The organism is Streptomyces coelicoflavus (assembly GCF_003112555.1).
Taxonomy (GTDB): Bacteria; Actinomycetota; Actinomycetes; order Streptomycetales; family Streptomycetaceae; genus Streptomyces; species Streptomyces coelicoflavus.
Window position 1 is genome coordinate 464,559 of the sequence record NZ_BEWB01000008.1, and the last position, 25,968, is coordinate 490,526.

The 25,968-nt window shown below is 71.1% G+C and carries 15 protein-coding genes and 2 pseudogenes; 3 read left to right on the forward strand and 14 right to left on the reverse strand.

What is annotated here, in order from left to right; translation table 11 throughout:
- Nucleotides 1-158 precede the first annotated feature (158 nt).
- The gene (locus tag Sco07f_RS21530; protein WP_108988824.1) at nt 159-1,559 is read left to right on the forward strand and encodes an RICIN domain-containing protein; all 1,401 of its coding nucleotides are present in this window, start codon (nt 159-161) and stop codon (nt 1,557-1,559) included.
- Nucleotides 1,560-1,596: 37 nt separating this feature from the next.
- Here the strand turns inward: Sco07f_RS21530 and Sco07f_RS21535 are convergent, their stop codons facing one another.
- From Sco07f_RS21535 to Sco07f_RS21555, 5 genes are all read right to left on the reverse strand, one after another.
- Nucleotides 1,597-2,265 (reverse strand): ABC transporter ATP-binding protein, encoded by a 669-nt coding sequence (locus tag Sco07f_RS21535; RefSeq protein WP_108988825.1) that lies wholly within the window; start codon nt 2,263-2,265, stop codon nt 1,597-1,599.
- Nucleotides 2,258-3,184 carry an ABC transporter ATP-binding protein gene (locus Sco07f_RS21540; RefSeq protein ID WP_387916454.1) on the reverse strand — a complete coding sequence of 309 codons (927 nt, stop codon included), beginning with the start codon at nt 3,182-3,184 and terminating at the stop codon, nt 2,258-2,260. The genes Sco07f_RS21535 and Sco07f_RS21540 overlap by 8 nt, the downstream gene beginning before the upstream one ends.
- Nucleotides 3,185-3,288: 104 nt before the next feature.
- Nucleotides 3,289-4,176, reverse strand: a complete 888-nt coding sequence (locus Sco07f_RS21545; RefSeq protein WP_108988868.1) for an ABC transporter permease — start codon at nt 4,174-4,176, stop codon at nt 3,289-3,291.
- Between the two features lie 5 nt (nt 4,177-4,181).
- Nucleotides 4,182-5,150: an ABC transporter permease gene (locus tag Sco07f_RS21550; protein ID WP_042821919.1), complete on the reverse strand. Its 969-nt coding sequence runs from the start codon at nt 5,148-5,150 to the stop codon at nt 4,182-4,184.
- 32 nt (nt 5,151-5,182) lie between these two features.
- The gene (locus tag Sco07f_RS21555; protein ID WP_167468168.1) at nt 5,183-6,739 is read right to left on the reverse strand and encodes an ABC transporter substrate-binding protein; all 1,557 of its coding nucleotides are present in this window, start codon (nt 6,737-6,739) and stop codon (nt 5,183-5,185) included.
- 414 nt (nt 6,740-7,153) lie between these two features.
- Between Sco07f_RS21555 and Sco07f_RS21560 the strand changes: the two genes are divergently transcribed.
- Nucleotides 7,154-8,332: a Cmx/CmrA family chloramphenicol efflux MFS transporter gene (locus Sco07f_RS21560; RefSeq protein WP_108988869.1), complete on the forward strand. Its 1,179-nt coding sequence runs from the start codon at nt 7,154-7,156 to the stop codon at nt 8,330-8,332.
- Nucleotides 8,333-8,431: 99 nt separating this feature from the next.
- On the opposite strand, the gene Sco07f_RS21565 is transcribed toward Sco07f_RS21560, so the two are convergent.
- The 3 genes from Sco07f_RS21565 to Sco07f_RS21575 all read right to left on the reverse strand — a co-directional run bounded on the left by Sco07f_RS21565 (nt 8,432) and on the right by Sco07f_RS21575 (nt 11,434).
- Entirely contained in the window at nt 8,432-8,944 is a 513-nt protein-coding gene (locus Sco07f_RS21565; RefSeq protein ID WP_108988827.1) for an O-acetyl-ADP-ribose deacetylase, read from the reverse strand.
- A 52-nt stretch (nt 8,945-8,996) separates the two neighbouring features.
- On the reverse strand, nt 8,997-10,406 hold the full coding sequence (locus tag Sco07f_RS21570) for a phytoene desaturase family protein (RefSeq protein WP_108988828.1): 1,410 nt from the start codon (nt 10,404-10,406) through the stop codon (nt 8,997-8,999).
- Nucleotides 10,407-10,501: 95 nt separating this feature from the next.
- Nucleotides 10,502-11,434 (reverse strand): AraC family transcriptional regulator, encoded by a 933-nt coding sequence (locus Sco07f_RS21575; RefSeq protein WP_434092080.1) that lies wholly within the window; start codon nt 11,432-11,434, stop codon nt 10,502-10,504.
- A 113-nt stretch (nt 11,435-11,547) separates the two neighbouring features.
- On the opposite strand from Sco07f_RS21575, the gene Sco07f_RS21580 reads away from it, so the two are divergent.
- Nucleotides 11,548-12,228 (forward strand): NAD(P)H oxidoreductase, encoded by a 681-nt coding sequence (locus tag Sco07f_RS21580; protein ID WP_054101388.1) that lies wholly within the window; start codon nt 11,548-11,550, stop codon nt 12,226-12,228.
- Between the two features lie 77 nt (nt 12,229-12,305).
- Here the strand turns inward: Sco07f_RS21580 and Sco07f_RS21585 are convergent, their stop codons facing one another.
- From Sco07f_RS21585 to Sco07f_RS21610, 6 genes and pseudogenes are all read right to left on the reverse strand, one after another.
- A complete protein-coding gene (locus Sco07f_RS21585) occupies nt 12,306-13,151 on the reverse strand; it encodes an inositol monophosphatase family protein (RefSeq protein ID WP_054101389.1) in 846 nt (281 codons plus the stop codon).
- Nucleotides 13,152-13,279: 128 nt separating this feature from the next.
- Complete coding sequence (locus tag Sco07f_RS21590) at nt 13,280-15,139, reverse strand: gamma-glutamyltransferase family protein (RefSeq protein WP_108988829.1); 1,860 nt, start codon at nt 15,137-15,139, stop codon at nt 13,280-13,282.
- A gap of 49 nt (nt 15,140-15,188) precedes the next feature.
- A complete protein-coding gene (locus Sco07f_RS40670) occupies nt 15,189-16,205 on the reverse strand; it encodes a tyrosine-type recombinase/integrase (protein ID WP_306425765.1) in 1,017 nt (338 codons plus the stop codon).
- Between the two features lie 111 nt (nt 16,206-16,316).
- Nucleotides 16,317-16,574 (reverse strand): annotated as a pseudogene (locus Sco07f_RS40675) (helix-turn-helix domain-containing protein); the annotation flags it as partial.
- 829 nt (nt 16,575-17,403) lie between these two features.
- Nucleotides 17,404-22,749, reverse strand: coding sequence for a pullulanase-type alpha-1,6-glucosidase (gene pulA / locus Sco07f_RS21605; protein ID WP_108988831.1), 5,346 nt, complete (start codon nt 22,747-22,749; stop codon nt 17,404-17,406).
- A 47-nt stretch (nt 22,750-22,796) separates the two neighbouring features.
- Nucleotides 22,797-25,874 (reverse strand): annotated as a pseudogene (locus Sco07f_RS21610) (alpha-amylase family glycosyl hydrolase); the annotation flags it as partial.
- Nucleotides 25,875-25,968: the final 94 nt, after the last annotated feature.

Below are 25,968 nucleotides of genomic sequence, written 5' to 3' on the forward strand. Positions count from 1 at the left end.
TCGAACAGAACCGAATCAATTATCCCGTCGGAGTTTGTTTGTTCCTGATGGGCAGTGGCGTCCGCGGGACGGCCGGTCGGGGAACCTTGACCCTTGGGGCAACCAAGACTGCCCCGAGAGCCCCTGACGGGGACTCGCCCACCACGTAACGTCCTGGCGTGAACCTGTGGACTTCCCTGGAGCCCGCGTCCGCGACGGTGGACCCCGGCAGCAGTACGCGTGTGCGCCTGCGCGTGCGCAATACCGGTGACGTGGTGGACGAGTACCGGTTCGAGCCCGTCGGGGACGTGGCTCCCTGGACGACGGTGGAGCCGCAGACCCTGCGCCTGTATCCGGGGACCACCGGCACCGTCGAGCTCACCTTCGCCCCGCCGCGCACACCGGACGCCGTGGCGGGCCCGAACCCCTACGCCGTGCGGATCACGCCGACGGAGCACCCCGACGCGGTGACCGTCCCGGAGGGCAACCTCACGATCACCTCGTTCACCGAGGTCCGGGCCGAGCTGGTGCCGCCCACGGTGAAGGGGCGGTTCCGGGGCCGGCCCCGGCTGGCGGTGGACAACCTCGGCAATACGAAGGTGACGGCGTCGGTCGCGGGCAGCGACACCGGCGACCACCTGTCGTACGAGATCCGCCCGTCGAACGTGCAGATCGAGCCGGGGCGTGCGGCGTTCGTGGAGACGACGCTGAAGCCGAAGCAGATCATCTGGTTCGGAGCGAAGGAGGAGCGGCCGTACACGCTGGCCGTACGGCGCTCCGGGGTCGATCCGACCGACGTCGAGGGCACGTACGTGCAGCGCGGGTTCCTCCCGCGCTGGCTGGCGACGTTCTTCGGGATCTTCGTGGCGCTGGCCATCGCCTTCGTGATGATCTGGATCGCGTACAAGCCGCAGGTCCGCAGCAGCGCCACCGAGCGGACCCAGCAGGCCGGAGCCGCACTCGCCCCCAGCCCCAGCGCCACCCCCGAAACCCTGCCCAGCAGCGCCGAATCCGCACCCGCGGAGCAGCCGAAGGTGCGGGAACCCGACGTGCGGGAGCCGGAGGACGACGGGGGCGACGGGGGCGGCGGAGACGGCGGAGGCGAGAAGGCACCGGCGCCCGGCAAGTCCGAGAAGGAGTCCTCGGGCGGGGGCGACAAGGAGAAGCCGGAGCCCGAGGCCCCGGAGACCGTCGCCCCCGGCACCACCATCTACGGGCATGCCTCGAACCGCTGCATCGAGGTGGCGGGCCACAAGTGGCGGGACGGTGCGCCCCTTCAGATCGCGGACTGCACCGGCAAGAACTGGCAGAAGTGGGACTTCCGTCCCGACGGCACGATCCGGTCGCTGGGCCTGTGCATGGACGCGACCTGGGGCGGCACGGCCAACGGCACGGTGGTCCAGGTGGCGGTGTGCAGCGGCAACCCGGCCCAGCAGTTCATCCTGGCCGGGCCCAAGGACCTGGTCAACGTGCAGGCCAACAAGTGCGTGGACGTCGTGGACGGGAAGACCGGGAACGGCGCGAGGCTCCAGCTCTGGGAGTGCGACGGCAAGGACGACCAGAAGTGGAGCACCCGCTGACGCACCCCGGCCGTCCTCGGCCCCGGGGCGGAAGGGGTCAGTGCTCCGCCGGGGAGTTCAGGGAGGCCCAGTCCACGGTGCGGTCGCACCATCGGTCCAGCAGGACACGGTCGTGGCCGACGGCCAGCAGCCCCGCTCCGGTGCCGGCCCGGTAGTCCTCCACCACGCGGACCAGGGCGGCCGTGGTCGAGGCGTCGAGCATCGCGGTCATCTCGTCGCACACCAGCCAGCGCGGGCGCAGCACCAGGGCGCGGGCGAGGCAGGCGCGCTGCAACTGGCCGTCGCTGACCTCGTGCGGGCGCCTGGTCAGCAGGTCGGCGGTCAGTCCCACGCCGGCGGCCAGTTCGGCGACCCGGCCGGCGGCCTCGTCCCGGCGTCCGGTGGCGCGCAGTGGCTCGGCGACCAGGTCGGCCAGGGTGAGCCGGGGGTCCGCGGCGAGACGGGGCTGCTGGAAGACGACGCCGAAGGCGGTGCGCAGGGCACGCGGGGCGCGGTGCCGCCAGTGCCGTACCGGGGTGCCGTCGAGGTGCAGCGCGCCCGCGTCGGGGCGGTGCAGCAGGGCGGCGACGCGGGCGAGGGTGGACTTGCCGCAGCCGCTGGGACCGAGCAGTCCGACGGCCTCCCCCGGCGCCACGGACAGGGAGACGTCCCGGAACACGGGCGCCCTCCTGTCGTATCCGGCGGTGACGGTCAGCAGTTCAAGCACGGTCGACGGCCTCCGTGAGCGCGGCGTGCGGGTGGTGGCAGGCCACCGCGCGGTGCGGCGGGGGCAGGACGGCGCAGGCGTCGGTGGCCCGGTCGCAGCGGGCGGCGAAGGCGCAGCCGTCGGGGAGGGCGCCGAGTTCCGGCGGCAGGCCGGGGACGGGGGTGAAGGCACGGTCGGGCAGCGCGTCGAGCAGACCGCGGCTGTAGGGGTGACGCGGGCCGGGGGCGCCGAAGAAGGTACGGGCGTCGGCGAGTTCGACGATGCGGCCGGCGTACATGACGGCGATGCGGTCGGCGACGCGCTCGGCGGCGGCCAGGTCGTGGGTGATCATCAGCAGCGCACGGCCCGCCCCCCTGTCGACATGTCGCCTCAGCTCGTCGACCGTGCGGTCCACCAGGTCCCGGTCGAGCCCCGTGGTCGGCTCGTCGGCGAGCAGCAGCGGGGCGTCGCCGACGAGGGCGAGGGCGGTGGCGGCACGCTGGGCGAGGCCGCCGGAGAGTTCGTGCGGGTGGCGGTCGAGGTGGTCCGGCGGGAACGCGGCGCGTGCGGCGGCGGCCTCCGCGGCCTCGCGCAGGGCCCTGCGTCCGCCGCGGACGCCGGTGAGTTCCGCGACCGTCTCCTCCAGCTGCGAGCGCACGGTGCGGACCGGGGTGAGGTGGGCGGCCGGGCTCTGCGGGACGAGGCCGATCAGCCGGCCCCGCACGGTGCGGGCGAAGGTCCGCTCGTCGGCGGCGAGCAGGTCCAGGTCGCCGAGGAGCGCGCGGCCCGCGGTCTGCGCGTTGCCGGGCAGCAGCCCGAGCAGGGCGGAGGCGAGGACGGACTTGCCGCAGCCGCTCTCGCCGATCAGGGCCAGGCACTCGCCGGCCGCCACGTCGAAGCGGGCGTCGGTGACGGCGGCGACGCGGCGCCCGCCCGGCATGCGGAAGCGCACCGACAGACCGTGCACCGACAGCACGGGGGACACCGACGGCACGGGGGACACCGACGGCACGGGAGGCACCGACGGCACGGGGGCTCGCTCGGTCACAGCATCAGCTCCGATCGCCTGCGCGGGTTGATCCGCTCCCGCCAGGCGCCCGCGAGTCCGGCGACGGCGAGGGTGGGCACGATGATGAACAGGCCGGGGAAGAGGGTGGGCCACCACTGCCCGGCCAGCAGCGAACCCCGCGCCTCCTGGATGAGGTTGCCGAGGCTCGCCGTGTGGGTGGGCAGACCGAGCCCGAGGAAGGACAGCGCCGACTCGTGCCACATGGCGTGCGGCACCATCAGTACGGCGGCCAGCGCGGCCTGCGGCAGCACGCCCGGCAGCAGATGCCGTACGGTCACCCGCCACCGGGAGGCGCCGCCGGAGACCGCCGCGTCGATGTGGGGGCGGGCGCGCAGGGACAGCACCTCGGCGCGGACGATGCGGGCGGTGGACAGCCAGTGGGTGAGCGCGACGGAGGCCACCACCGGCCAGACGCCCGGCCGGAACATGGCGACGATGAAGATGCCCATCAGCAGGTGGGGCACGGAGGACAGGGCGTCGACGACCCGCATGACGCCACGGTCGACCCAGCCGCCGAACGCCCCGGCGGCGGCGCCCACGGCGGTGCCGACGACCGTCGCGGTCAGGGCGGCCGCCACCCCGACGAGCAGGGAGACGCGCAGGCCGTACACGCAGCGCAGCAGCAGGTCGCGGCCGACGTCGTCGGTGCCGAAGGGGTGCGCCCAGTCGGGGGCTCGCAGCTTGGCGGCCAGGTCGACGGCCTGCTGGTCGAGCTGCACCAGCGGCGGCACGAGCAGCACGGCGAGCACGGTGACGGTCAGCAGCGCGGCGGAGGTGCGCAGGCGCAGGGTGCGGGTGGAGCGGCGGTCGCCGCCGGCGGCCCGCCACGCGGTGCCGGTCTTCTCGACGGCGGCGTCAGCCATGACCATCACATCTCATTGAGCTTCACCCTCGGGTCGAAGAGTCCGTAGAGCAGGTCGGCGAGCAGGTTACCGGCGAGTACGGCGGCGGTGGCGAGCACGGTCAGGGCGGCCAGCAGCGGGAAGTCGACGGCGGTGGCCGCCTCGACGGTGGCGGCGGCGATGCCGGGCCAGCTGAAGACGCTCTCCACCAGCAGGGCCCCGGTGATGAGTTCGGGCACCCGGGAGCCGATCAGGGTGAGCACGGGCAGCAGTCCCGAGCGCAGGGCGTGCTGGAGGAGGACCGTGCGCTCCCGCAGGCCGCGGGCCCGCGCGCCGCGCACCGGGTCCTCCGCGAGCGCGTCGCCGACGCCCTGGCGCACGTAGAGCGTGAACCAGGGCAGTTGGGAGACGGCCAGCACCCCCGCGGGCAGCACGATGTGGCCCGCGACCTGCCCGGCGGTGACCTGTTCGCTGGCGGTGTCGGTGAGACCGCCGGCGGGCAGCACGTCCCACTGGAGGGCGAACAGCCACACGGCGAGCAGCGCGATCCAGAAGACCGGCGCCGCCTCCAGGGTGTACGCGAGGGAGGTGATCGCCCGGTCGGGCATCGAGCCGGGCCGCCGGGCGGCCAGCACGCCGAGAAGCGTGCCGACGGTGACCGCGACGGCGAAGGCGACGGCGCACAACAGGGCGGACCAGACGAGGCGTTCGCCGATGACCTGGGTCACGGGCTGGCGCAGCACGCTGGAGTGGCCGAGGTCGCCGGTGAGGGCGTCGGTCAGCCAGTGCCACCAGCGGACGACGAAGGACTGGTCCACGCCGAGGTTCTCGCGCAGCCGGTCCAGGGTCTCCTGGTCGGCGCCGAGCGCGGCGGTGCCGGCGTACGCCTTGACGGGGTCGAAGGGTGAGGCGGCGGCGATCGCGAACACGCCGAAGGTGACGACGAGGACGACGGGCACGGCGAACAGCGCCCGCCGCCCCGCTAGGCGTGCCATCGCGCCCCAGGGCAGCCGCCGTACGGTTCCGGTCACTTCTTGGGCTGCCAGTCCTCGATGTTCCACCAGGGCCCGCTGGCGAAGCCGTGCTCGTGCGGCTCCAGTTGGGTGGTCAGCCCGTCCCAGCGGTCGGCGAGGACGTAGAGGTGGTCGATGTGCGTGAGGAAGGTGTAGCCGGGGTCGTCGACGAGGGCCTGCTGGATCCTGTCGTAGGCGGCCGCGCGCTTCTCCGGGTCCTGGCTGCGGCGCCCGGTGTCGAGCGCCTGGTCGACGGCCGGGTTGTCGTAGTGGGCCATGTTGTTGAAGCCGTCGCCGGCGAGGGAGGAGTGCAGCAGGGTGTAGAGGCCGAAGTCGGGGTCGCCGACGCTGCCGAGGCCCGCGAGGACCGCGTCGGTCTTCATCCGCGGTTCGATCACCTCCCAGGTGGCGCCCTCGACCTTCACCTCGATGCCGGCCTTCTTGGCGTCGGAGGCGTAGGCGAGCGCGTGGTCCTGGCGGACCTTGTCGCCGGAGGGGTAGTACAGGGTGAACGACGCGCGCTGTCCGTCCTTGGCGCGGACGCCGCCGGAGCCGGGTTTCCAGCCGGCCTCGTCCAGGATGCGCTTCGCCTTCGCGAGATCGTGCGGGCGCTCGACGCCGCGCTCGTACCAGGGGTCGTCGACGGGCAGCGGCCCGTACGCCGGCCGGCCCGCGCCGTCGAGGATCTTGTCGACCATGGCCCGCCGGTCCACGGCGGCGTCCAGGGCCCTGCGGATCGCGCGGTCGCCGGTGACCTTGCCGGCGGTGGGCAGGGTGACGGCCCGGAAGTCGTAGGACCTGGCCCGGTAGGTGCGCCTGCCGTCGTCCTTCTCGAAGGTGGCGGCGAGGTTGGGCGGCAGGACCGCGCCGTCGAGGTCGCCGGAGCGCAGCCGGGTGGCGCGCACGTTGTCGTCCGGGACGACGGCCATGGTGAACGACTTCACCGCGGGCTTGCCGCCCCAGTAGTGCGGGTTGGCCTCGAAGGCGAGCTTCTCGCCCTTGCTCCAGTTGGTGAGCACGTACGGCCCGGTGCCGACCGGCTCGGTGTTGAAGTCGCCGGTGTCGGGGTTCTGTTCGCCCGCGATGTGCTCGGGGACGATGGGCAGGACGGTGCGGGCGGCGAAGGGCGCGTAGGGGTACTTGAGGGTGAAGACGACGGTGTCGTCCCCGCTCGCGCGGACGGCCTCGATCGCGTCGAGCTCGCTGCGGGCCGTGTTGTTGGTCTTCTCGTCGAGGACGGTGCGGTACGTGTAGACCACGTCGTCGGCCGTCAGCGGTTCGCCGTCGCTGAACTTCACGCCGTCGCGCAGGGTGTACGTGTAGGTCCGGCCGCCGTCGGTGATCTCGGGCAGGGCGGTGGCGAGCGCCGGCCTCAGTTCCAGGTCGGTGTCGCGGGCGAGCAGCCCGTCGAAGATCTTGGAGTTTCCGTCCTTGCCGTAGCCGAGCAGCGGGCTGAGGGTGTCCGGCTCCGAGGCCACCCCGATCACGACGGACCCGGACGCCCCGCCGTCGCCGTCCTTCCCCCCGTCCGAGGGTGCGGAGCAGGCGGCCGCACCGGCGGCGAGCGCCACCGCGGCGGCGGCACTCCGTATCGGAAGGCTCCGGTCGCTCCGGCCGCGCGATCGGGTCCAACGGGTCCAACGGGTCCGACGGGTCCGACGGGCTGTCATGTCTCCCCCACACTTGTTGTCGATGCGCGGCTATTGCACATCACTCGCAATAAAGCGTCAAGCCAGGTGGGAAGCGTGCGTCGGCGAAACCCGGGTGCTCCGCCCCGGACCGGTCGGGTAGCGTGCGGGTCATGACGAGTCCTGTGTCGGACAGGGTGGGGGCTTTCGGTCACGCCGTCAGCCCCCAGAACCACTGAGTCCGTAACCCCGGTCGCCGCGCCGTGTCGCGCGCGGCCCGACGGGCGTACCCTCCTGGGCCGGCGGTGGTGACGAGATGCCTCCTCGTACTTTCCTCACCCCGGAGCCGACTCGATGCTGCCCCTCCCCCTCTATCTGCTCGCCCTGGCGGTCTTCGCCATGGGCACCTCCGAATTCATGCTCGCCGGACTGGTGCCGGACATCGCCGCGGACCTCGACGTCACCGTCGGTACCGCCGGAACGCTCACCTCGGCCTTCGCCGTGGGCATGGTCGTCGGAGCCCCGCTCATGGCGGCGCTCGGCCGCGGCCTTCCCCGCAGGTCGAGTCTGCTCGGCTGCGTTCTGGTCTTCCTGACCGCCCACGCCGCGGGCGCCCTCGCCTCCGACTTCGCGTTCCTCTTCGCGACCCGGGTGGTCGCGGCACTGGCCAACGCCGGTTTCCTGGCCGTGGCGCTGACGACGGCGGCCACCCTGGTCCCGGCGGACCGGAAGGGCCGTGCGCTCGCCGTCCTGCTGTCGGGCACGACGGTGGCCACGATCGCCGGTGTGCCCGGTGGTTCACTGCTCGGCACCCTGCTCGGCTGGCGGGCCACGTTCTGGTCGGTGGCCGCCCTCTGTCTGCCCGCGGCGCTGGGCATCCTCACCGGCGTCCCCAAGCGCCCCGCACGGCAAGACGGGGCCGACGCCCTGCCGCCGCTGCGTACGGAACTGGCCCGCCTCCGCGACCCGGGGCTGCTGCCGGTCATGCTGCTCGGCGCCCTGGTCAACGCGGCGACCTTCGCGAGCTTCACCTTCCTCGCCCCCGTCGTCACCGGCACCGCGGGACTGGGCGAACTCTGGGTCCCCGTCGCGCTGGTCCTCTTCGGCGCCGGGTCCTTCGCCGGTGTCACCGTCGCCGGCCGGCTGTCCGACCGGTGCCCCGGGGCGGTCGCCGCGGTCACCGGCCCGCTGCTGCTCCTCGGCTGGCCCGCCCTGGCCCTACTGGCCCACCGTCCCGTCGCGCTCCTCACCCTGGTGTTCGTGCAGGGCACCCTGTCGTTCGCCCTGGGCGCCACGCTGATCACCCGGGTCCTCTACGCGGCGTCGGGCGCCCCGGCCATGGCCGGCTCCTACGCCACCGCCGCGTTCAACGCCGGCGCCGCCGCGGGCCCCCTCCTCGCCGGGGCGACCCTCGGCACGGCGGCCGGTGAGCTGGGGCCGCTGTGGGTGAGCGCAGGGCTGGTGGCCGTGGCACTGGCCGTCGGGGTACGAGCGCGGGCGGCCCTGGCCGGGACACCTGAACGCCTGTTCGGGTGAACTCCGCGAAGGCCGGGGACTGCCACGGCGAGACTCAACCGGCGCGCGTGCGCGGCCGCTTGCGTCTGATCCTCCGCCCCGTCCTGCCGGGCCGGAGCGTCAACGAGCGGCCTGCGCGGCGAACGCCTCGTGGGCCCGGTCGTCGAAGAGGACGAACCTGACCTCCTCGACGGACGTGTCGGCTCCCCGCACCGTCTCCACGGCGATGCGGGCCGCGTCGTCGAGCGGCCAGCGGTAGACGCCGGTGGAGATGGCGGGAAAGGCGACGTCGCGGGCGCCCAACTCGTCGGCGACGCGGAGGGCCTCGCGGTAGCAGGAGGCGAGGAGGCCGGAGCGGTCCTCGGTGGTGCGGTGCACCGGGCCGACCGTGTGGATCACCCAGCGCGCGTCCAGGTCGCCCGCGGTGGTGGCGACCGCACGGCCGGTGGGCAGGCCCTTGCCCAGGTGCCCCGCGCGGAGCCGGCGGCACTCCTTGAGGATCGCGGGGCCGCCGCGTCGGTGGATGGCGCCGTCGACGCCGCCTCCGCCGAGGAGGGAGGAATTGGCGGCGTTGACGATCGCGTCGGCGTGCTGGCGGGTGATGTCGCCCCGGACCAGCGTGATGGTGGGCATGGGAGTGCTCCTCGCTCGGTTCGGCTCGGTTCGGCGCGCTTCCGTTCCGGGGTCAGGTCTGGCGGAGTCTTCGCCACACGGCCTTCGCCGCGTTGTGGCCCGACATGCCGTGCACGCCGGGGCCCGGAGGCGTGGCCGACGAGCAGATGAAGACGGCCGGGTGCGGGGTCGAGTAGGGGAAGAGGGAGAGCTTGGGGCGCAGGAGGAGCTGGAGGCCGTTGACCGCACCGGAGGAGATGTCGCCGCCGACGTAGTTGGCGTTGCGGGCGGCGAGTTCGGGCGGTCCCGCGGTGGCGCGGGCGAGGACGCGGTCGCGGAAGCCGGGGGCGAAGCGCTCCAGTTGGCGTTCGATCGCGTCGGTGAGGTCGCCGGTCCAGCCGTTGGGGACGTGGCCGTACGCCCAGAAGACGTGCCGGCCGGCCGGGGCGCGGCCGGGGTCGACGACGCTGGGCTGCACGGTGATGAGGAACGGCCGCTCGGGGGCGCGGTCGGTGCCGGAGGCCGCGTCCAGGGCGGCACCGATCTCCGCGCTGTCGGCGCCGATCTGCACGGTGCCCGCGCCGCGCGGTTCCTCGGCCGTCCACGGCACGGGGCCGTCCAGCGCGTAGTCGATCTTGAAGACGCCCGGGCCGTACCGGTAGTTCGCGTAGTGGTGGCCGAGACCCGCGATGCGCGCCAGGGCCGTGGGCGAGGTGTCGAAGACGTACGCCCGCGCGGGCGGCAGGTCGTCGAGGCGCTTGACCTCGTAGTCGGTGTGGACGGTGCCGCCGAGGTCGCGGAGGTACGCGGCGAGGGCGTCGGAGATCGACTGGGAGCCGCCGCGGGCCACCGGCCAGCCCCGGGCGTGCGCGGCGAGGGCGAAGACCAGGCCTATGGCCCCGGTGGCGAAGCCTCCGAGCGGTGCCATCACATGCGCGACAAGCCCGGCGAAGAGGGTCCTGGCCTTCTCGTCGCGGAAGCGGCGCATCAGCCAGGTCGACGGGGGCAGGCCGACCAGTCCGAACCGGGCGAGGGTGACCGGGTCGCGGGGCAGCGCCGTCAGCGGCAGGGACATGAAGTCGCGGGCGAGCGTGTCCCACCTGGGCAGGAAGCGCTCGACCAGTCTGCGGTAGGTGCCCGCGTCGCGCGCTCCGAAGGAGGCGGCCGTCTCGCCGACCGACCGGGACAGGACGGCGGCCGTGCCGTCGGGGAAGGGGTGCGCCATGGGCAGCTCGGGGTGCAGCCACTGAAGGCCGTACCGCTCCAGGGGGAGGCCGCGGAAGGCCGGGGAACTGATGCCGAGCGGGTGCGCGGCCGAGCACGGGTCGTGGCGGAAGCCCGGCAGGGTCAGCTCCTCGGTGCGCGCTCCGCCGCCCACGGTGTCCCGCGCCTCGAACACGGCGACCGAGAAGCCCCGGCGGGCCAGCTCGACGGCAGCGGTCAGTCCGTTCGGCCCCGCACCCACTACGACGGCATCGAGCATCGACGGCACCTTCGGACCCCTTCGTCAGCCGATGGCCACTCGGGATCAGGATAGGCCCGCGGTCCGACAGCGCGCGGTCGCGGGTGCGCCGGGGTTCAGGCCGCCGCCGCGGCGCGGAACGTGCTGGGGCTCTGGCCCCTGTGCCGTTTGAAGGCGGCGCTGAAGCCGAAGGCGTCGGCATAGCCGACGGACCTGGCGATCTGGGCGATGCTGAGGTCGCTGTCGGCCAGCAGTGCCTCGGCGTCGGCCATCCGGCATTCGGTGAGGTAGGCGAGGGGCGGGCGGCCCATCAGCTCGGTGAAGCGCTTGGCGAACAGCGCCCGGGAGACGCCCGCCCGACCGGCGAGTGAAGCCACCGTCCAGGACTCGGCGGGCCGGCCGTGGAAGGCGTGCAGGGCAGGGCCGAGGACCGGGTCGGCCAGGCCGCGGTACCAGCTGGGCGCGTCGGCACCGGCCTGGTCGAACCAGTTGCGCAGCGTGCAGACCAGGGCCCAGTCGAGGAGCCGGTCCATCAACGCCTGGGAACCGGCCGTGAGCCGCGCGGCGTCGGCTGCGGCCGCCTCCAGCCAGGTGCAGACCTCGACGTCCTCGTTGATGACCAGGACGGGGGGCAGGGTGCGCAGCAGCCGCTCGTGGCGGTGGCCCGAGGCACGGTACGCGCCCACGATCAGCGCGGTCGCCCCGTCCGGATCGGTGCCCCAGCGGATACCGCCGAGTTCCTGGGCGGTGCACTCGGGATCCGTGGTGAAGCACGCGATCTCGTACTCGGTGTGCGGGCGGTCGACCGTGGCCGGACGGTCGGCGAGAAGGAACGGCGCGGGACCGCGGACGAGAGCCGTGTCGCCCACGCCGACCGCCCGGCGGGTGCCGTCGGGCAGCAGCAGGGTGCCGCCGCCGCGCAGCACGCTGACCATGGTGAGCGGCGCGCCGTCGGTGAAGCGGATGGTCCAGGGCGCCGTCAGTACGGCGTGGCTGACGACCGAACCCTCGGCCCGGATGTCGCTCAGCAGTGAACTCAGGGGATCCACACCGGTCACCTTAGACGATCTCTTATGTTTCTGAGACTTTCTCCCATGGATCATCTACACGGCCGCGGCTGTACTGGACTCGTCGCACTGACCGAGACCAGCCGGGAGACACCGTGACGCAGCACAGCGGCAACGCCAGGACCGCCCTCGTGGTGGTCGCGCACCACCGCGCCGATTCCCTCACCGCGCACACCGCCCGTCGTACGGCCGACCGGCTCGTGGCCGCCGGATACCGTGTCGACCTGCTCGACCTGCACGCCGAGGGCTTCGACCCGCGGATGAACACGGCGGACCAGCCGGACTGGGGCGACCGGGAGAAGGCGTACTCGGACGAGGCACAGGCCCACATGCGGCGCGTTCTCGACGCCGACGTCGTCGTCGCCGTCTTCCCGGTGTACTGGCAGAGTGTGCCCGCCCTCCTCAAGGGCTGGATCGACCGGGTGTGGAACTACGGCTTCGCCTACGGCCGCAGCAAGCCCCGCCTGGCGGGCAAGCGCATGCTCTGGCTGGGCCTGGCCGGTGCCACCGCCGACGATCCGATCACCGAGGCGATGCACTCCCTGCTGGAGACCAGCCTCAGCGAGGGCATCGCCTACTACTGCGGCTTCTCCCACTCGGTGGTCGGTCTGCTCACCGACGCCGAGGACCGCCCGCAGCGCGTCGACGCCGAGGGCAACCTGCTGGTCGGCAACGCGGTCACGGGCGCCGAACGGGAGGCGCAGTACGCCGGCTTCGACCGCCGTGCGCGGGAGATCGTGGAGAAGTTCCTCGCCGCGGAGTCGCTGGCGGCCTGACGGCCGGCACCCCCGGGCACGGGGGCGGAGCGGACCGCCGTCGTCCGTGTCTCGTACAGAGGCGCCGCCCCCGGAGATCAGGCCTCGCCCGAGAGCAGGGCCACCATCCGCCGGGCCGTGGCCGTGTCGCGGGCGGCCGTGAACGGCAGGTCGTTGCCCCCGGTGATGCGGAAGGGCTCGCCCGTGCGGGTCAGGTGGGAGCCGCCCGCCTCCTCGACCAGCAGGAGACCGGCCGCGTGGTCCCACGCCGCCTCCCAGGAGAAGGCGGTGGCGTCGGACTCGCCCCTGGCGACCGCGAGGTACTCCAGGCCGGCCGAACCGCACGGGCGGGGAGCCACGCCCGGGGTGCGCAGGGCGAGCAGGTCGCGCTTCTGCTCGTCCGTCGTGTAGTCCGGGTGGGAGGTGGCCACCCGCAGCTCGCGGCCGGGCTCGGGCGGCCCGGCGTACAGCCGCTCACCGTCCAGGAAGGCGCCCTTCCCGCGCACGGCCGTGGCGAGCCGGTCGGTGGCGGGGGCGTAGGTCCAGGAGGCGTGCACCACGCCGTGCCGGGCGAGGGCCACCAGCGTGCAGAAGCCCTCCTCGCCGCGCACGAACTGCCGGGTCCCGTCGACCGGGTCGATGATCCACACCGGTGCTTCGCCGCGTATCGCCCCGTACGACGCCGGGTTCGCGTGCACCGCCTCCTCGCCGACCACCACCGAGCCCGGCAGCAGGCCGGCCAGGATCTCCGTCAGGTACAGCTCGGCCCTGCGGTCGGCGTCGGTGACCAGGTCGTGCGGGCCGGCCTTCTGGTCCACCTCGTGTGCCGCGAGCCGGCGCCAGCGCGGCATGATCTCCTGGGCGGCGGCCTTGCGGACGGCCGCCTCCACCTCGTCGGTGTGCCGGGCGAGAAACTCGTCGATGGTTTCGTTGTTCTCGATCATGGCTCCATGAGAGCACGCACCACTGACAATCCCCACCCGGATGGTGTACTCCGGGTGGAATCGACACGAACACCCGGTGCGCGCGTGCGGGGGCGGGGGCGGGCGCGCGGCCCGGCGTGCGGCGCCGGTCAGCGGCCCACCGCGTAGCCCTGCATGCCGCGCGGGTTCGCCGCCGCCGACAGCACACCCGTGGCCGGGTCGCGGGCGACGGCGCACAGACGGCCCTCCGACCACGCCTCCCCCACCGTCACGTCGTGCCCGCGGCGCCGCAGCTCCTCGACGACCTCCGCCGGCATGCGGGACTCCACGGTGACCGAGCCCGCCCGCATGCCGCGGGGGAAGAAGGAGCCGGGGAAGCTGTCGTTGTGCCAGTTCGGGGCGTCGATCGCGCCCTGGAGGTCGAGGCCGCCGCGCACCCGCGCGCGCAGCGCGACGGCCAGGAAGAAGTGCGTCTGCCACTGGTCCTGCTGGTCGCCGCCGGGGGTGCCGAAGGCCATGACCGGCACCCCGTCGCGCAGGGCAATGGACGGCGTGAGCGTGGTGCGCGGGCGGCGGCCCGGCGTGAGCGAGTTGGGCAGGCCCTCCTCCAGCCAGGTCATCTGGAGCCGGGTGCCGAGCGGGAAGCCCAGTTCGGGCACGACCGGGTTGGACTGGAGCCAGCCGCCGCTGGGCGTGGCCGAGACCATGTTGCCCCAGCGGTCCACGATGTCGAGGTGGCAGGTGTCGCCGCGGGTGCCCCCGTCGGCGGCGACGTCCGGTTCGCCCGGCACCGGGGACGTCGGGCTCTTGGCGACCGTCGGCTCGCCGACCCCCAGGGCGTCGAGGCCCTCCCCCTCCACGGCCGCGCCGAGGGCGTGCGCGCTGAGCCGCGGGGCGCGCCCGCCGGGTGCGCCGGGCCGCAGCTCGAAGGACGCCTTGCCGCCGACGAGTTGCCGCCGCTCGGCGTTGTACTCCGGCGACAGCAGCTCGTCGAGCGGCAACCGGTCGGCGCCGTCCGCGTCGCCGTACCAGGCCTCCCGGTCGGCCATGGCGAGCTTGCAGCCCTCGACCAGCAGGTGGACGTAGTCTGCGGAGCCGTGAGCGGGCAGCTCGGGCGGGAGCAGCGCCAACTGCTGGAGCAGGACCGGGCCCTGGCTCCAGGGACCGGCCTTGCACAGGGTCCAGCCGTTCCAGTCGTACGTCGCGGGCGCCTCGTAGTGGGCGGACCAGCCGGCGAGGTCGGCGGCGGTCAGGGTGCCGGTGTGGCGCTCACCGCTGGTGTCCAGGGTGGGCCGCCCGGCCTGCCGGACGAGGGCCTCGGCTATGAAGCCGGAGCGCCAGATCTCCCGCGCCGCGTCGATCTCCGCCTCGCGGTCCCACTCCCGGCTCCCCTGCCGTTCCCCGGCGCCGGAGGCCTCGGCGAGCAGCCGCTGCCAGGTGGCGGCGAGGGCGGGGTTGCGCAGCAGCTCGCCGGGGCGGGTCGGGCGGCCGTCCGGCAGGTAGACGTCGGCGGACGTCGTCCATTCCGTCTCGAACAGTTCACGGACGGTCTCGACGGTCTCCGCGACGCGCTCCACGGGCGCGTGCCCGTGCTCGGCGTAGTCGATGGCGTACTTCAGCACGTCGGCCAGTGACTTGGTGCCGTGGTCGCGCAGCAGGAGCAGCCAGGCGTCGAAGGCACCGGGCACGGCGGCGGCGAGCGGTCCGGTGCCGGGGACGAGCTCGAGTCCGAGTCCCTTGTAGTGCGCCACCGTCGCCCCGGCCGGCGCCACACCCTGCCCGCACAGCACCCGCACCTCGCCGCCCGCCGGCGCGAGCAGGATCGGCACCTCTCCGGCGGGCCCGTTGAGGTGCGGCTCGACGACGTGCAGCACGAAGGCTCCGGCCACGGCGGCGTCGTAGGCGTTGCCGCCGTCCTCCAGCACCGCCATGGCCGACTGCGAGGCCAGCCAGTGGGTGGAGGACACCATGCCGAAGGTGCCCTGGAGGGTGGGGCGGGTGGTGAACATACGGGCTCTCACCTCGCTGTTTACGCGCGTCGGACGGTCGCATCTCCACTCAGGATCGGGCCTGGGGAGAATCTGGGGAGTTTGGGCCGGAACTCTCCTCCGCCCGCTCCCCCAGCAGGCTATCGATTGCCCTGCGCCCCTTCTTCCCCGCCTCCGGCATGAAGTGCGCGTAGTGATCGAGCGTGATGGTCGGCGATGAATGCCCCAACCACTTGGCGAGGGTGACGACCGACTCTCCTGCCTCCAGCACGAGGGATGCGTACGTGTGCCTCAACACATGGAACCCATCCTTCGGCGCCGCTTGCCACTGCCAAGGTTTCGCCCCCTTGACACGCGGAGGGATGACACCTGCCCTGGCCAGAGCAGGCTTCCAGATCTCGGTGTTCCACGTGTTGGCTGCGATCGCGTTCCCGTACTTCGTTGTCAGTACGAGGCCGAACTTCTTCCGCTCCCTGTCCGATTCAGGACCGCCCCAGGGAAGCTCGACCTTGTCACCGGGGTATGCCCTGGCATGCTTCACCAACTCGTCGGCCACGGAACGCGGCATGTCCGCAACGCGGGTTTTGCCACCCTTTGGAAGGGTAAAGTACTTCCGACCATTGACTATTTGCACCTGACGTCGGACGTGGAGGACTCCGCGCGCGTGGTCCACGTCCTCCATGCTCAGGCCAAACACTTCCCCCTGACGCAGACCGCACCCCAACCCAAGAATTACCGCTATACGGTGCCTCTGGCTGATCTCATCACGCACGCTCCGTGCCAGCGCCTCAGGCCACGCCTCGCGACGCTCATCAGGCAGTTTCGGCCATCGGACCGACTTGGACCTCATCGGGTTCCGAGCAAGACGCTTGTCATCAACCGCTGTCTCCAGGACGCTCGACAGCGTCGAGAGGATGCTGCGGGCGTACTGCGGCGAGCACGAGGATTCGAGCCTGACTATGTAGGCACGAAGCTCGGCCGCAGACACCTCGTTCAGCGATGCATCGCCCAGGTGCGGTATCACGTGTAGCCGAATCCGCTCATCGATGCCCTTGCGCGTCTTGGCCTCACCACGCACACCCGGCATCCAGTACCGCTCGACGTATTCAGCGACGGTTAGGGAGCCGTCCCGTGGATCGACGAACTCGCCGCGCTCCTGGTCGGTACTTGATCGCCGGAGCCACGCCTTGGCGTCCACCTTTAGCAGACCCGGCGTCCGTTCTGCGAGCAGACCGATGACCCTGCTGGTGTAGGCGTGGGCGGTGGACTCGCTGATCCCGAACCCGCCAGCGATCTTCGCCAGGGTGGTGTGCTCTCGCAGATAGACCAGCGCCACCATCGCGCGATGCGACGGGCGGAGCTTTCATCGCCGATCACCCTCGCGGGTGACGATCAGCATGGTCACCCACTCCACGAGCGCATGAGGCAGGTCGAGTGCGGCAGGATAGATGACCAACGAGGCCCCCGAGCAGCGTGATTGAGACGTCAGACATCTCGATCAACAGCCCGGGGGCCTCGCCCGTTGCGGCTCACGGCCATCACCCGATCGGTGGCCACATCGAAGAAGCTCAGTGAGGACCTGGCCGATCAGTACGTTCGGCCAGTTCTCGGGTTCCATGACAACGAAAACGTCCCGGGCTGCGCCGTTACCTCCCACCATGTAGGCAACCTTCGCCACCGGAACCGCGAGGGCCAGCGCCAGAGTGCACACCGTTTCAGTGACGGGCTCTTCAGCCCGCGGCCCTCGTTCGTGACGAAGCAGCGGCCTCGCCTCGTTCCCACTCTTGGCAAGGTCCTTTGAGCGGCACAGTCCAGCCGCGGTCATCACACCCCCGACGGACGGACCTGTGGAGTCGGCCACCTCTTCCTGGAGGACGGCATCCGAGCCGTGCGGGAACTGGCCGATCACCTCGTCGCCAGCAGGCACCAGAGACACACGACGACATGGCCGTGCTGATTCTCCGTTACGACGGAATGCGGGTCCGACCGATCCGGGCCGGGTGGGCGGTATGGCGTCTCGACATCGTGCTCGCACCGCGGGAGGAGGGCGGTGTCCCTCCTGATTCGCGGCGCGATGCAGGTGCCGACGGTCGTCAGGTCTGACCCAAGTGAGGACATCTGCCGCCGCTACCGAGGCATCAAACCAGCAACATGTTGCCTGTCGTGGGCCGGAAGGGCTTCCAGCGCACACGGAACAATGCCCTGTTTGTTGCCGGGTTCCGGCAACAAACAGGGCAGAGTCCTGTGTCACGTGTCGCCCTCTGTCTCCGGCGACGCCTCTGTCATCACTTGTCGGTGAAGACCGCGACGGTGCGGGCCGGCACGGTGAAGGTGCCGGTCTTCGCCGCGTACGCCGACTCCTTCACCACCGGGTCCGCGCCCGCCGCCTGCACCGGGTGCAGGCGGTAGCCGGTCCCGGCCGCCGCGTCGACGCGCTGTTCCTGCTTCTCGGGCGTGGCGTTGAAGACGACGACGAGGTCGCCGAGGCTCATGGTGATCACCCCGGGTGTCTCGTCCTCGCCGGAGAGCGGGAAGGAGAGCCGGGACTGCACCTGCGCGGTCGTGGCGAGGGAGAAGTCCTTCTCGCCGCTGCGGATCCTCAGCAGGTCCCGGTACGCCGCCGAGGTGCCGTTGATCTGCGGGCAGCCGACCCGCACGGTGTCCAGCAGGGGCTTGGCGTAGGGCCACTTGTCCTGGTTGTCGGCGGCCGGTGGCAGGCCGCGGCCGAAGCCGTTGCCGTCGGCGCAGTTCCAGTGCAGGGCGTTGAACCAGTCGCCGCTGTCGTAGGAGTTGCGGTCCAGCGACTTGGAGCGCAGCAGGTCGGTGCCCGCCTGGGAGAGCGCCGGGCCCTGCGAGAGGGTGGCGGTCGCCATGGCGAGGACCTGCATGCGGGCCCGGTCGTCGGCGGAGGTGTCCTTGGGCAGCTTGAAGGCGAGCGCGTCGAAGAGGGACTCGTTGTCGTGGGCGTCGGCGTAGGCGAGGGCGTCGCCGGGTGCCGCCGCGTATCCGGCGGGGGCGCCGTTGTAGTCGACCTCGGAGCCCTTGACCTCCTTGCCGTCGGTGTCGGTGAAGGCGTAGTCGGCGAGGTTGCCGGTCAGGCCGACCTTGATCAGGTCCTGGTAGTGCAGGAGGCGGGCCTTCTGCTCGGCCTCGGTGCCGTTGGCCTTCGAGGAGTTGGGGTCGGTGTAGAGGCCGGAGGCGAAGCCCTGGACGCCGGGGTCCTCGTCGAAGGGGCCGCCGCCGCGCACGGCGTCGCGGGCCCGGTCGGAGAAGGTGGCGATGCCGGTGCCGGCCATGTTCTTCTGGGTGGCCTGGACGAAGCGGGCGTCGTCGGCGACCTCGCCGAAGTTCCAGCCCTCGCCGTACAGGATGATCTTCTTGCCGTCGACGCCGTCCTTCTTGAGCGTCAGCTCGTCCAGCGCCTTGCGGACCGCGAGGATGTTGGACTTCGGGTGGTGGCCCATGAGGTCGAAGCGGAAGCCGTCGACCTTGTACTCCTTGGCCCAGGTGACGACCGAGTCGACGACGAGCTTGCCCATCATGGCGTTCTCGGTGGCGGTGTTGGAGCAGCAGGTGCTGTTGGCGACCGATCCGTCGGCGAGCAGCCGCTGGTAGTAGCCGGGCACGATGCGGTCGAGGACGCTGGTCTTGGCCTGGCCGCTCGCGGCCGTGTGGTTGTAGACGACGTCCATGACGACGCGCAGGCCGTCGTCGTTGAGGGCCTTGACCATCTTGCGGAACTCGACGGTGCGCCCGGTGCCGTCCGGGTCGGTGGCGTAGGAGCCCTCGGGGACCGTGTAGTGGTACGGGTCGTAGCCCCAGTTGAAGGCGTCCTTGGCGGCGGCCTTCGTCACGCACTCCTGCTGCTTGTCGGAGTCGGCCGGGTAGGCGGCGAGGTCGCAGTCGGGCGTCGTCCGCTCGGACTTCTTCTCGGGGATGGTGGCGATGTCGAAGGCGGGCAGCAGGTGCACGTAGGAGGTGCCGGCCTCGGCCAGCTCGCGCAAGTGCTTGGAGCCGTCGCTCTTCTCGTCGGTGAAGGCGAGGTAGGTGCCCCGGTGGTCCGCGTCCGCCGTCGGGTCGGCGACGGAGAAGTCGCGGATGTGCAGCTCCTGGATCTGCGCGTCCCGCAGCGGGACCGCCTCGGGCTTGCGGTAGTGCTCCCAGCCGCGCGGGGCGAGGGAGCGGTCGTCCAGGTCGACGACGAGGCTGCGCTCGGAGTCGGTGGTCAGGGCGAGGGAGTACGGGTCGGTGACCTTGTTGGTGACGACCTTCTGGACACTGGGTGCCCACACAGTCACCGCGTACCGGTACTCCTTGCCTCGCCAGGCGGCTGCGGGGCCGGTCACCGACCAAGCACCGCTCGCGTCGTCACGGCGCATGGGGATGGTTCTGCCGTCGAGTTCGAGGGACACCTTGTGAGCCGTCGGTGCCCAGACAGTCAAGGACGCGGTGCGGCCCTTGAACATCGGCCCGAACACCGTCCGTTTCGCCTTCCCCGCGTACACGTCGTCGAGGACACCCTGGATCTGGACGCCGGTCGCGGTGGCCAGAGCACCGTTCGCGAGGCGTTGGGTCAGGATGAGCTGCCCGAAGAGGGCGTCACGCACTCGGTCCCGGTCACGTGGGTCGACCGTGTACGCCGTGTACGCCTTCAGGTGGGGATACGCGGCTTTCTGGGACTCGGTGAGCTGTGCGGGCAGCAGCCGCAGCCAGCGCCCCTCGCTGCTGAGCGCGCCGTCGTCGACGGTGATGCCACCGTCGCGGGAGTACACCAACTGGGTCGACGCGGCGGCCTTGACGTTCAGGGACGGGGGCAGGGCAACGGTGTCGGTGTCGATCCACTGTGCCTGGGCCTTGGTGATGTCGAGGTCCGGGGCCGAACCGACCGAGGGCAGCAAGTAGCCGCTCTCCCCCGCGTTCAGCCAGACTTCGTTGCCGTACACGGCCAGGTCCAGGGACCGGTCGCTGGGGATGTCCTTTTCGTCGCCCTTGTGCAGGATGTAGCTCAGTGAGGTCGCGCCGTCGGACAGCGGCACCTCGAAGGTGACCCCGTATGCATCCTTGCCGACGGGCTGCAGTGGCTTCGTCCAGTCCGTCTCCTTGGCGGAGCCGGTCCAGGTGTGCAGGCCCCATCCGTCGTAGTCACCGTCGGAGCGGTGGACGTGGATGACCGCCTTCGTCTTGTCCGGGGAGGGGTACACCCCGTCCGGCTTGGTGGTCGCCTGGCCCTCCTTGCCCTGCTCGACCCAGACCTCACCGGTCTGCGCCAGGTCGATGGTGCGCTCGCCGCCCTCCGCCGTGCCGGAGTCCTCGATCGTGTACGTCACCGAGTCCGATCCCTCCGGAACCCTCACCCAGGCGAAGGCGCCGTAGGCGTCCCGGCCGACGAAGCGTGCTTCCGTGTCCCCGGACTTGAGCAGGACGTTGTCGTAGTCGCCGTTCGCCCGCTTGTAGTGCACGACTGCGTGTGCGCGGTCCACGGCGCTCGGCTTCTTCGGCGTCGGTGCCTGCCCCGTCACGGTGTCGGCGAGTGTGCTCGCGGTGCGGCCGGCACGGTCGACCACCACGGCCTTGTAGCGCAGAGGCGTCCCGGCTGCCACCGAGTCGGGGATCTTCTGCGTGAACTTGTACGGAGCGTGGTCGGCGGAACCGAGAGTCTGCCATCTGCCGTTGCCCACCTGGGCGGCCAGGACGACCCGCGCACCCGCCGTCCGCCCCGGATCCGCCGAGATCGTCACCGTGCCCGTGGCACCCGCCTCCGGCGCCTCCAGCGACACGGACGGCCGCACCGACGGCCGCTTCAGCTTGTTCTGCGCACGCAGCACCACCGACGACAAAGCCGGCACCGTCACCTCGATGCGCCCGTCCTTCGCCCGCACCTTGCCCGAACCGCCGTACAGGAACCGGAACTTGCCCGACCCACGACTCTCCACCGGCAGCTCGACCGTCTTCGCCGCACTCGCGTTGTTGACCGCGACGACATACTCCCGGCCACCCCCCGTGCGCGAGAACGCGTACACGGAATCCTTCGCGTACAGCTCCTTCTGCACCCCGTCCGCCAACGCCGGATTCGCCTTGCGCAGCTTCGACAACGCCGCGATCGACCGGTACAGCGGATGCCGCACGTCATACGCGTCACTCGCATGCGTACGCTCCGTACCGATCTCGTCGTCGTCCAGGTAGTCCGCCACCTTCGACGCGAACATCGTCTGGCGGGCGTCCTTGTCCCCGCCGGCGCCGGTGAAGCCCTGCTCGTCACCGGAGTAGATCACCGGGTTGCCCCGCGACAGGAACATCAACTCGTGCGCCAGCCGGTCCCGCCGCAACAGTTCCGCGTCCCCGGCCCCCGGGTGATCGGACTTCAGGAAGGAGCCGATGCGGCCCATGTCGTGATTGCCGAGAAACGTGACCTCGTTGTATGCGTTGGCCTTGTCCGTGGTGTACCGGTAGTCCTGTGCGAAGACGTCCGACAGGCCGGAGGCCGGCTTGCCCTGCGAGGCGTAGCCGCGGATGGCGTTCTGGAGCGGGAAGTCGAGTGTCGCGTCGAGGCGGCCCTCGGTCACGTACGGGGCGATGACGGACGGGTCGGCGGAGAGCGTCTCACCGAAGATGAAGAAGTCGTCCCGGCCCCGCTTGGCGGCGTAGGCGTCGAGGGCCGTGGCCCACTGCGTCCAGAACTTCATGTCGACGTTGCGGACGGTGTCCACGCGGAAGCCGTCGATGTCGAAGTCCTTGACCCACCTCTCGTAGATCTTCTCCATGCCCTCGACGACCTCGGGCCGCTCGGTCCACAGATCGTCCAGGCCGGTGTGGTCGCCGTAGAGGCCGCTCTCGCCGACGAAGGTGGAGTCGCCGCGGTTGTGGTACATCGTCGGGTCGTTCAGCCACGCCGGGACTTTGGCCGTCTTCTCCGCAGCCGGGATCTGGGGCGTGTAGGGGAACGAGTCCTCGTCGACCTTGCGGTCGGTCTCCTCGGTGTCGTCGAACGGACGGCCCTCGGTGTCGAGGTAGGGGTAGGCGCCCTTGCTCCGGTAGCCGTACTTCTTCTCGGTGTTGGTGAGGACGTCGGCGGTGTGGTTGGTGATGACGTCGAAGTAGACCTTCATACCCTTGGCATGGGCCTTGGAGACGAGGTTCTTCAGGTCCTGGTTGGTGCCGAAGTGCGGGTCGACCCGGGTGAAGTCGGTGATCCAGTAGCCGTGATATCCGGCGCTCTCGCCGTTGCCCTGGACCGGTTTGTTCTTGAAGATCGGCGCCATCCATATCGCGGTGGTGCCCAGGCCCTTGATGTAGTCGAGCTTCCGGGTCAGGCCCTTGAGGTCGCCGCCCTGGTAGAAGCCCTTGTCCGTGGGGTCGAATCCGGTCACCGAGCGGCTGCCGGTGAGACCTCCCCTGTCGTTGGACCGGTCCCCGTTCGCGAACCGGTCGGGCAGGACGAAGTAGAACTGTTCGCGGGTCACATCATGGCGTGCGGGCTCCGCGGCCAGTTTCGCGTCGGAGGGCGGCTTGGGCGGTGTCGGGGCCGCCGAAGCCGGCGTGGCAGTGTGCAGCGCTGCGCCGAGCAGCGCCGCCGCGACCGCTGCGGCGGCCGCCTTCCGTGAGGCGCCGTGCGCGCCATGTCTGCGGTTCACCTGGTCGAACCCTTCTGGACCTGCTGAGGCGTGGAGAACAGTGCTGTCACGCTCGTTGCACCCAACAGAGCTCCGTTGTCGGAACGTTGGGTGGCGATGAGCTGCTTGGCCCGGCGTGCTTCGGGGATGCGGTCGCGGTCGCGCGGGTCGATGGAGAACGCCGTGGTGTCGGCGAGTTCGGGGTGCGCCGCCTGCTGAGCCGCGCTCAGCTCGGTGGGGACGAGACGTAGCCACTGCCCTTCGTCGGACAGGACGCCGTCCCGCAGAGTCAGACCCCCGTCCGCGGCGTAGACGAGTTGCTGGGCGGCGACGCCCGTGCCGGTGCCGTGCCACACGACGGTGTTCTCGTCGATCCAAGTGGCCGCGGAGGCCGCGGGATCGAGATCCATCGGGAAGGCACCGCCGAGGGACGGCGTCAGATAGGGCGCCTCGCCCGCGACGCGCCACACCTCGTGGCCGTACAAGGAGAAGACAAGTGCCTCGTCGGCCGGGACGTCCTTTTCTTCCTTCTTGTGGAAGACGTAGCTCAGGGAAGGCGCACCCGCTTTGAGAGGCACTTCGAATACGAGACCGTAGGCGTCGCGGCGTACCGGTTGGATCGGTTCGTTCCACTCGGACGGGTTCGCGGCTCCGGTCCAGGTGTGCAAGCCCCAGCCGGCGTAGTCGCCGTCCGGACGGTGGTAGTGGAGGACGGCCTTCGTCGTGTCCTGAGGTGAATAGGCGTCCGCGGGACGGACGGCGTCCACGAGGTCCGAGTTCTCCTTCGTCCATACCTCACCGGCCGCGGCGACGTCCACGACACGCTCGGCGCCTTCGGGTTTACCGTCACGCTCGACCGTGAATCGGATCTTCCCGGTCCCCTCCGCGGGGCTGAGCCATGCGAACGCTCCGTAGGCGTCCCGTCCCGAGAAGTCGGCGGTGGTCCCGTTCGCGGTGTGAAGCGTCAGGCCGGTGTAGTCGCCGTCGGCGCGGTGGTAGTGCACGACGACGTGGCGGCGTTCGGCCGTCGGCTTCTTCAGCGTCGGTGCCTGCCCCGTCACGGTGTCGGCGAGTGTGCTCGCGGTGCGGCCGGCACGGTCGACCACCACGGCCTTGTAGCGCAGAGGCGTCCCGGCTGCCACCGAGTCGGGGATCTTCTGCGTGAACTTGTACGGAGCGTGGTCGGCGGAACCGAGAGTCTGCCATCTGCCGTTGCCCACCTGGGCGGCCAGGACGACCCGCGCACCCGCCGTCCGCCCCGGATCCGCCGAGATCGTCACCGTGCCCGTGGCACCCGCCTCCGGCACCTCCAGCGACACCGACGGCCGCACCGACGGCCGCTTCAGCTTGTTCTGCGCACGCAGCACCACCGACGACAAAGCCGGCACCGTCACCTCGATGCGCCCGTCCTTCGCCCGCACCTTGCCCGAACCGCCGTACAGGAACCGGAACTTGCCCGACCCACGACTCTCCACCGGCAGCTCGACCGTCTTCGCCGCACTCGCGTTGTTGACCGCGACGACATACTCCCGGCCACCCCCCGTGCGCGAGAACGCGTACACGGAATCCTTCGCGTACAGCTCCTTCTGCACCCCGTCCGCCAACGCCGGATTCGCCTTGCGCAGCTTCGACAACGCCGCGATCGACCGGTACAGCGGATGCCGCACGTCATACGCGTCACTCGCATGCGTACGCTCCGTACCGATCTCGTCGTCGTCCAGGTAGTCCGCCACCTTCGACGCGAACATCGACTGACGACCGTAGACGTCGTCCCCGGCGCCGGTGAAGCCCTGCTCGTCACCGGAGTAGATCACCGGGTTGCCCCGCGACAGGAACATCAACTCGTGCGCCAGCCGGTCCCGCCGCAACAGTTCCGCATCCCCGGCCCCCGGATGATCGGACTTCAGGAAGAAGCCGATACGGCCCATGTCATGGCTGCCGAGAAACGTGACCTGGCTGTACGCGTTCGTCTTGTCCGTGGTGTACCGGTAGTCCTGCGCGAAGACGGTGGCCAGGTCACCGGCGGGGCCGCCTCGTGAGGCATAGTTGCGGATGGCGGACTGGAGCGGGAAGTCGAGAGTTCCGTCGAGGCGGCCCTCGGTGAGGTAGGGAGCGGTGATGGCCGGGTCGGCGGAGAACGCCTCGGCGAACAAGAAGAAGTCCTCACGGCCCTTCTTCGCGGCGTAGGCGTCGAGTGCCGTGGCCCACTGCGTCCAGAATTCCATGTTGACGTTCTTGGCGGTGTCCACGCGGAAACCGTCGACGTCGAAGTCGTCGACCCACTTCTCGTAGATCTTCTCCATGCCCTGGACGACCTCGGGCCGCTCGGTCCACAGATCGTCCAGGCCGTAGAAGTCGCCGTACAGCGCGCTCTCGCCGGCGAAGGTCGAGTCGCCGCGGTTGTGGTACATCGTCGGGTCGTTCAGCCACTCGGGAACCATCTCGCCGGTGTTCTCCGGCGTGTACGGGAAGGAGTCCCGGTCGACCTTCGACATGGCCTCGGCGTCGTCGAAGGGCCGGCCCGACGCGTCCAGGTACGGGTAGGCGCCCTTGCTCCGGTAGCCGTACTTCTTCTCCGCGTAGTCGACGGTGTCGGCGGTGTGATTGGTGATGACGTCGAAGTAGACCTTCATACCCTTGGCATGGGCCTTGGAGATGAGGTCGGTGAGATCGCGTTCCGAACCGAAGTGCGGGTCGACGCTGGTGAAGTCGGTGACGGCGTAGCCATGATAGGAGGCGGTCTTCTTGCCGCCCCGTTCCAGCACCGTCTTGTTGCGGAACACGGGCGTGAGCCAGATCGCGGTGGTGCCTAGTCCCTTGATGTAGTCGAGCCTGCGCGTGATGCCCTTGAGGTCGCCGCCCTGGTAGAAGTTCTTGTCCGTCGGGTCGTAGCCCGTGCTGTAGCGGTCGCCGCTGAGGCCTCCTCGGTCGTTGGACGGGTCTGCGTTCGCGAAGCGGTCCGGCATGAGGAGGTAGAACTGTTCCCTGCTCACTGAAGGGCGTGCGGGCTGCGCTGCCAGCCATGCGTCGGGTGGGGGCGCGGGTGCCGTGGGTGCGGACGCAGCGTGCGCGGGTGCGGGCAGGGCCGTGGCCAGAACGGTCGCCAGCGCCGTGGTGAGAACGGATCTTCGCAGAGAGCCGGTCACGCGTGTGTGCTCCTCGTCTGTGCGGTCGGTTGGGATCCGGGGCACGTCCGGCCGCCCGGCGCCTGCGGCGAGGCGCGGCACCGGGCGGCCGTGG

Bases quoted from the DNA above. Each gene is read 5' to 3' on its own strand.
- Sco07f_RS21540 (WP_387916454.1), bottom strand. From the start codon at position 3,184: ATGCCGGGCGGGCGCCGCGTCGCCGCCGTCACCGACGCCCGCTTCGAC.
- Sco07f_RS21545 (WP_108988868.1), bottom strand. From the start codon at position 4,176: ATGGCTGACGCCGCCGTCGAGAAGACCGGCACCGCGTGGCGGGCCGCC.
- Sco07f_RS21550 (WP_042821919.1), bottom strand. From the start codon at position 5,150: ATGGCACGCCTAGCGGGGCGGCGGGCGCTGTTCGCCGTGCCCGTCGTC.
- Sco07f_RS21565 (WP_108988827.1), bottom strand. From the start codon at position 8,944: ATGCCCACCATCACGCTGGTCCGGGGCGACATCACCCGCCAGCACGCC.
- Sco07f_RS21570 (WP_108988828.1), bottom strand. From the start codon at position 10,406: ATGCTCGATGCCGTCGTAGTGGGTGCGGGGCCGAACGGACTGACCGCT.
- Sco07f_RS21585 (WP_054101389.1), bottom strand. From the start codon at position 13,151: ATGATCGAGAACAACGAAACCATCGACGAGTTTCTCGCCCGGCACACC.
- Sco07f_RS21590 (WP_108988829.1), bottom strand. From the start codon at position 15,139: ATGTTCACCACCCGCCCCACCCTCCAGGGCACCTTCGGCATGGTGTCC.
- Sco07f_RS40670 (WP_306425765.1), bottom strand. From the start codon at position 16,205: ATGCCGGGTGTGCGTGGTGAGGCCAAGACGCGCAAGGGCATCGATGAG.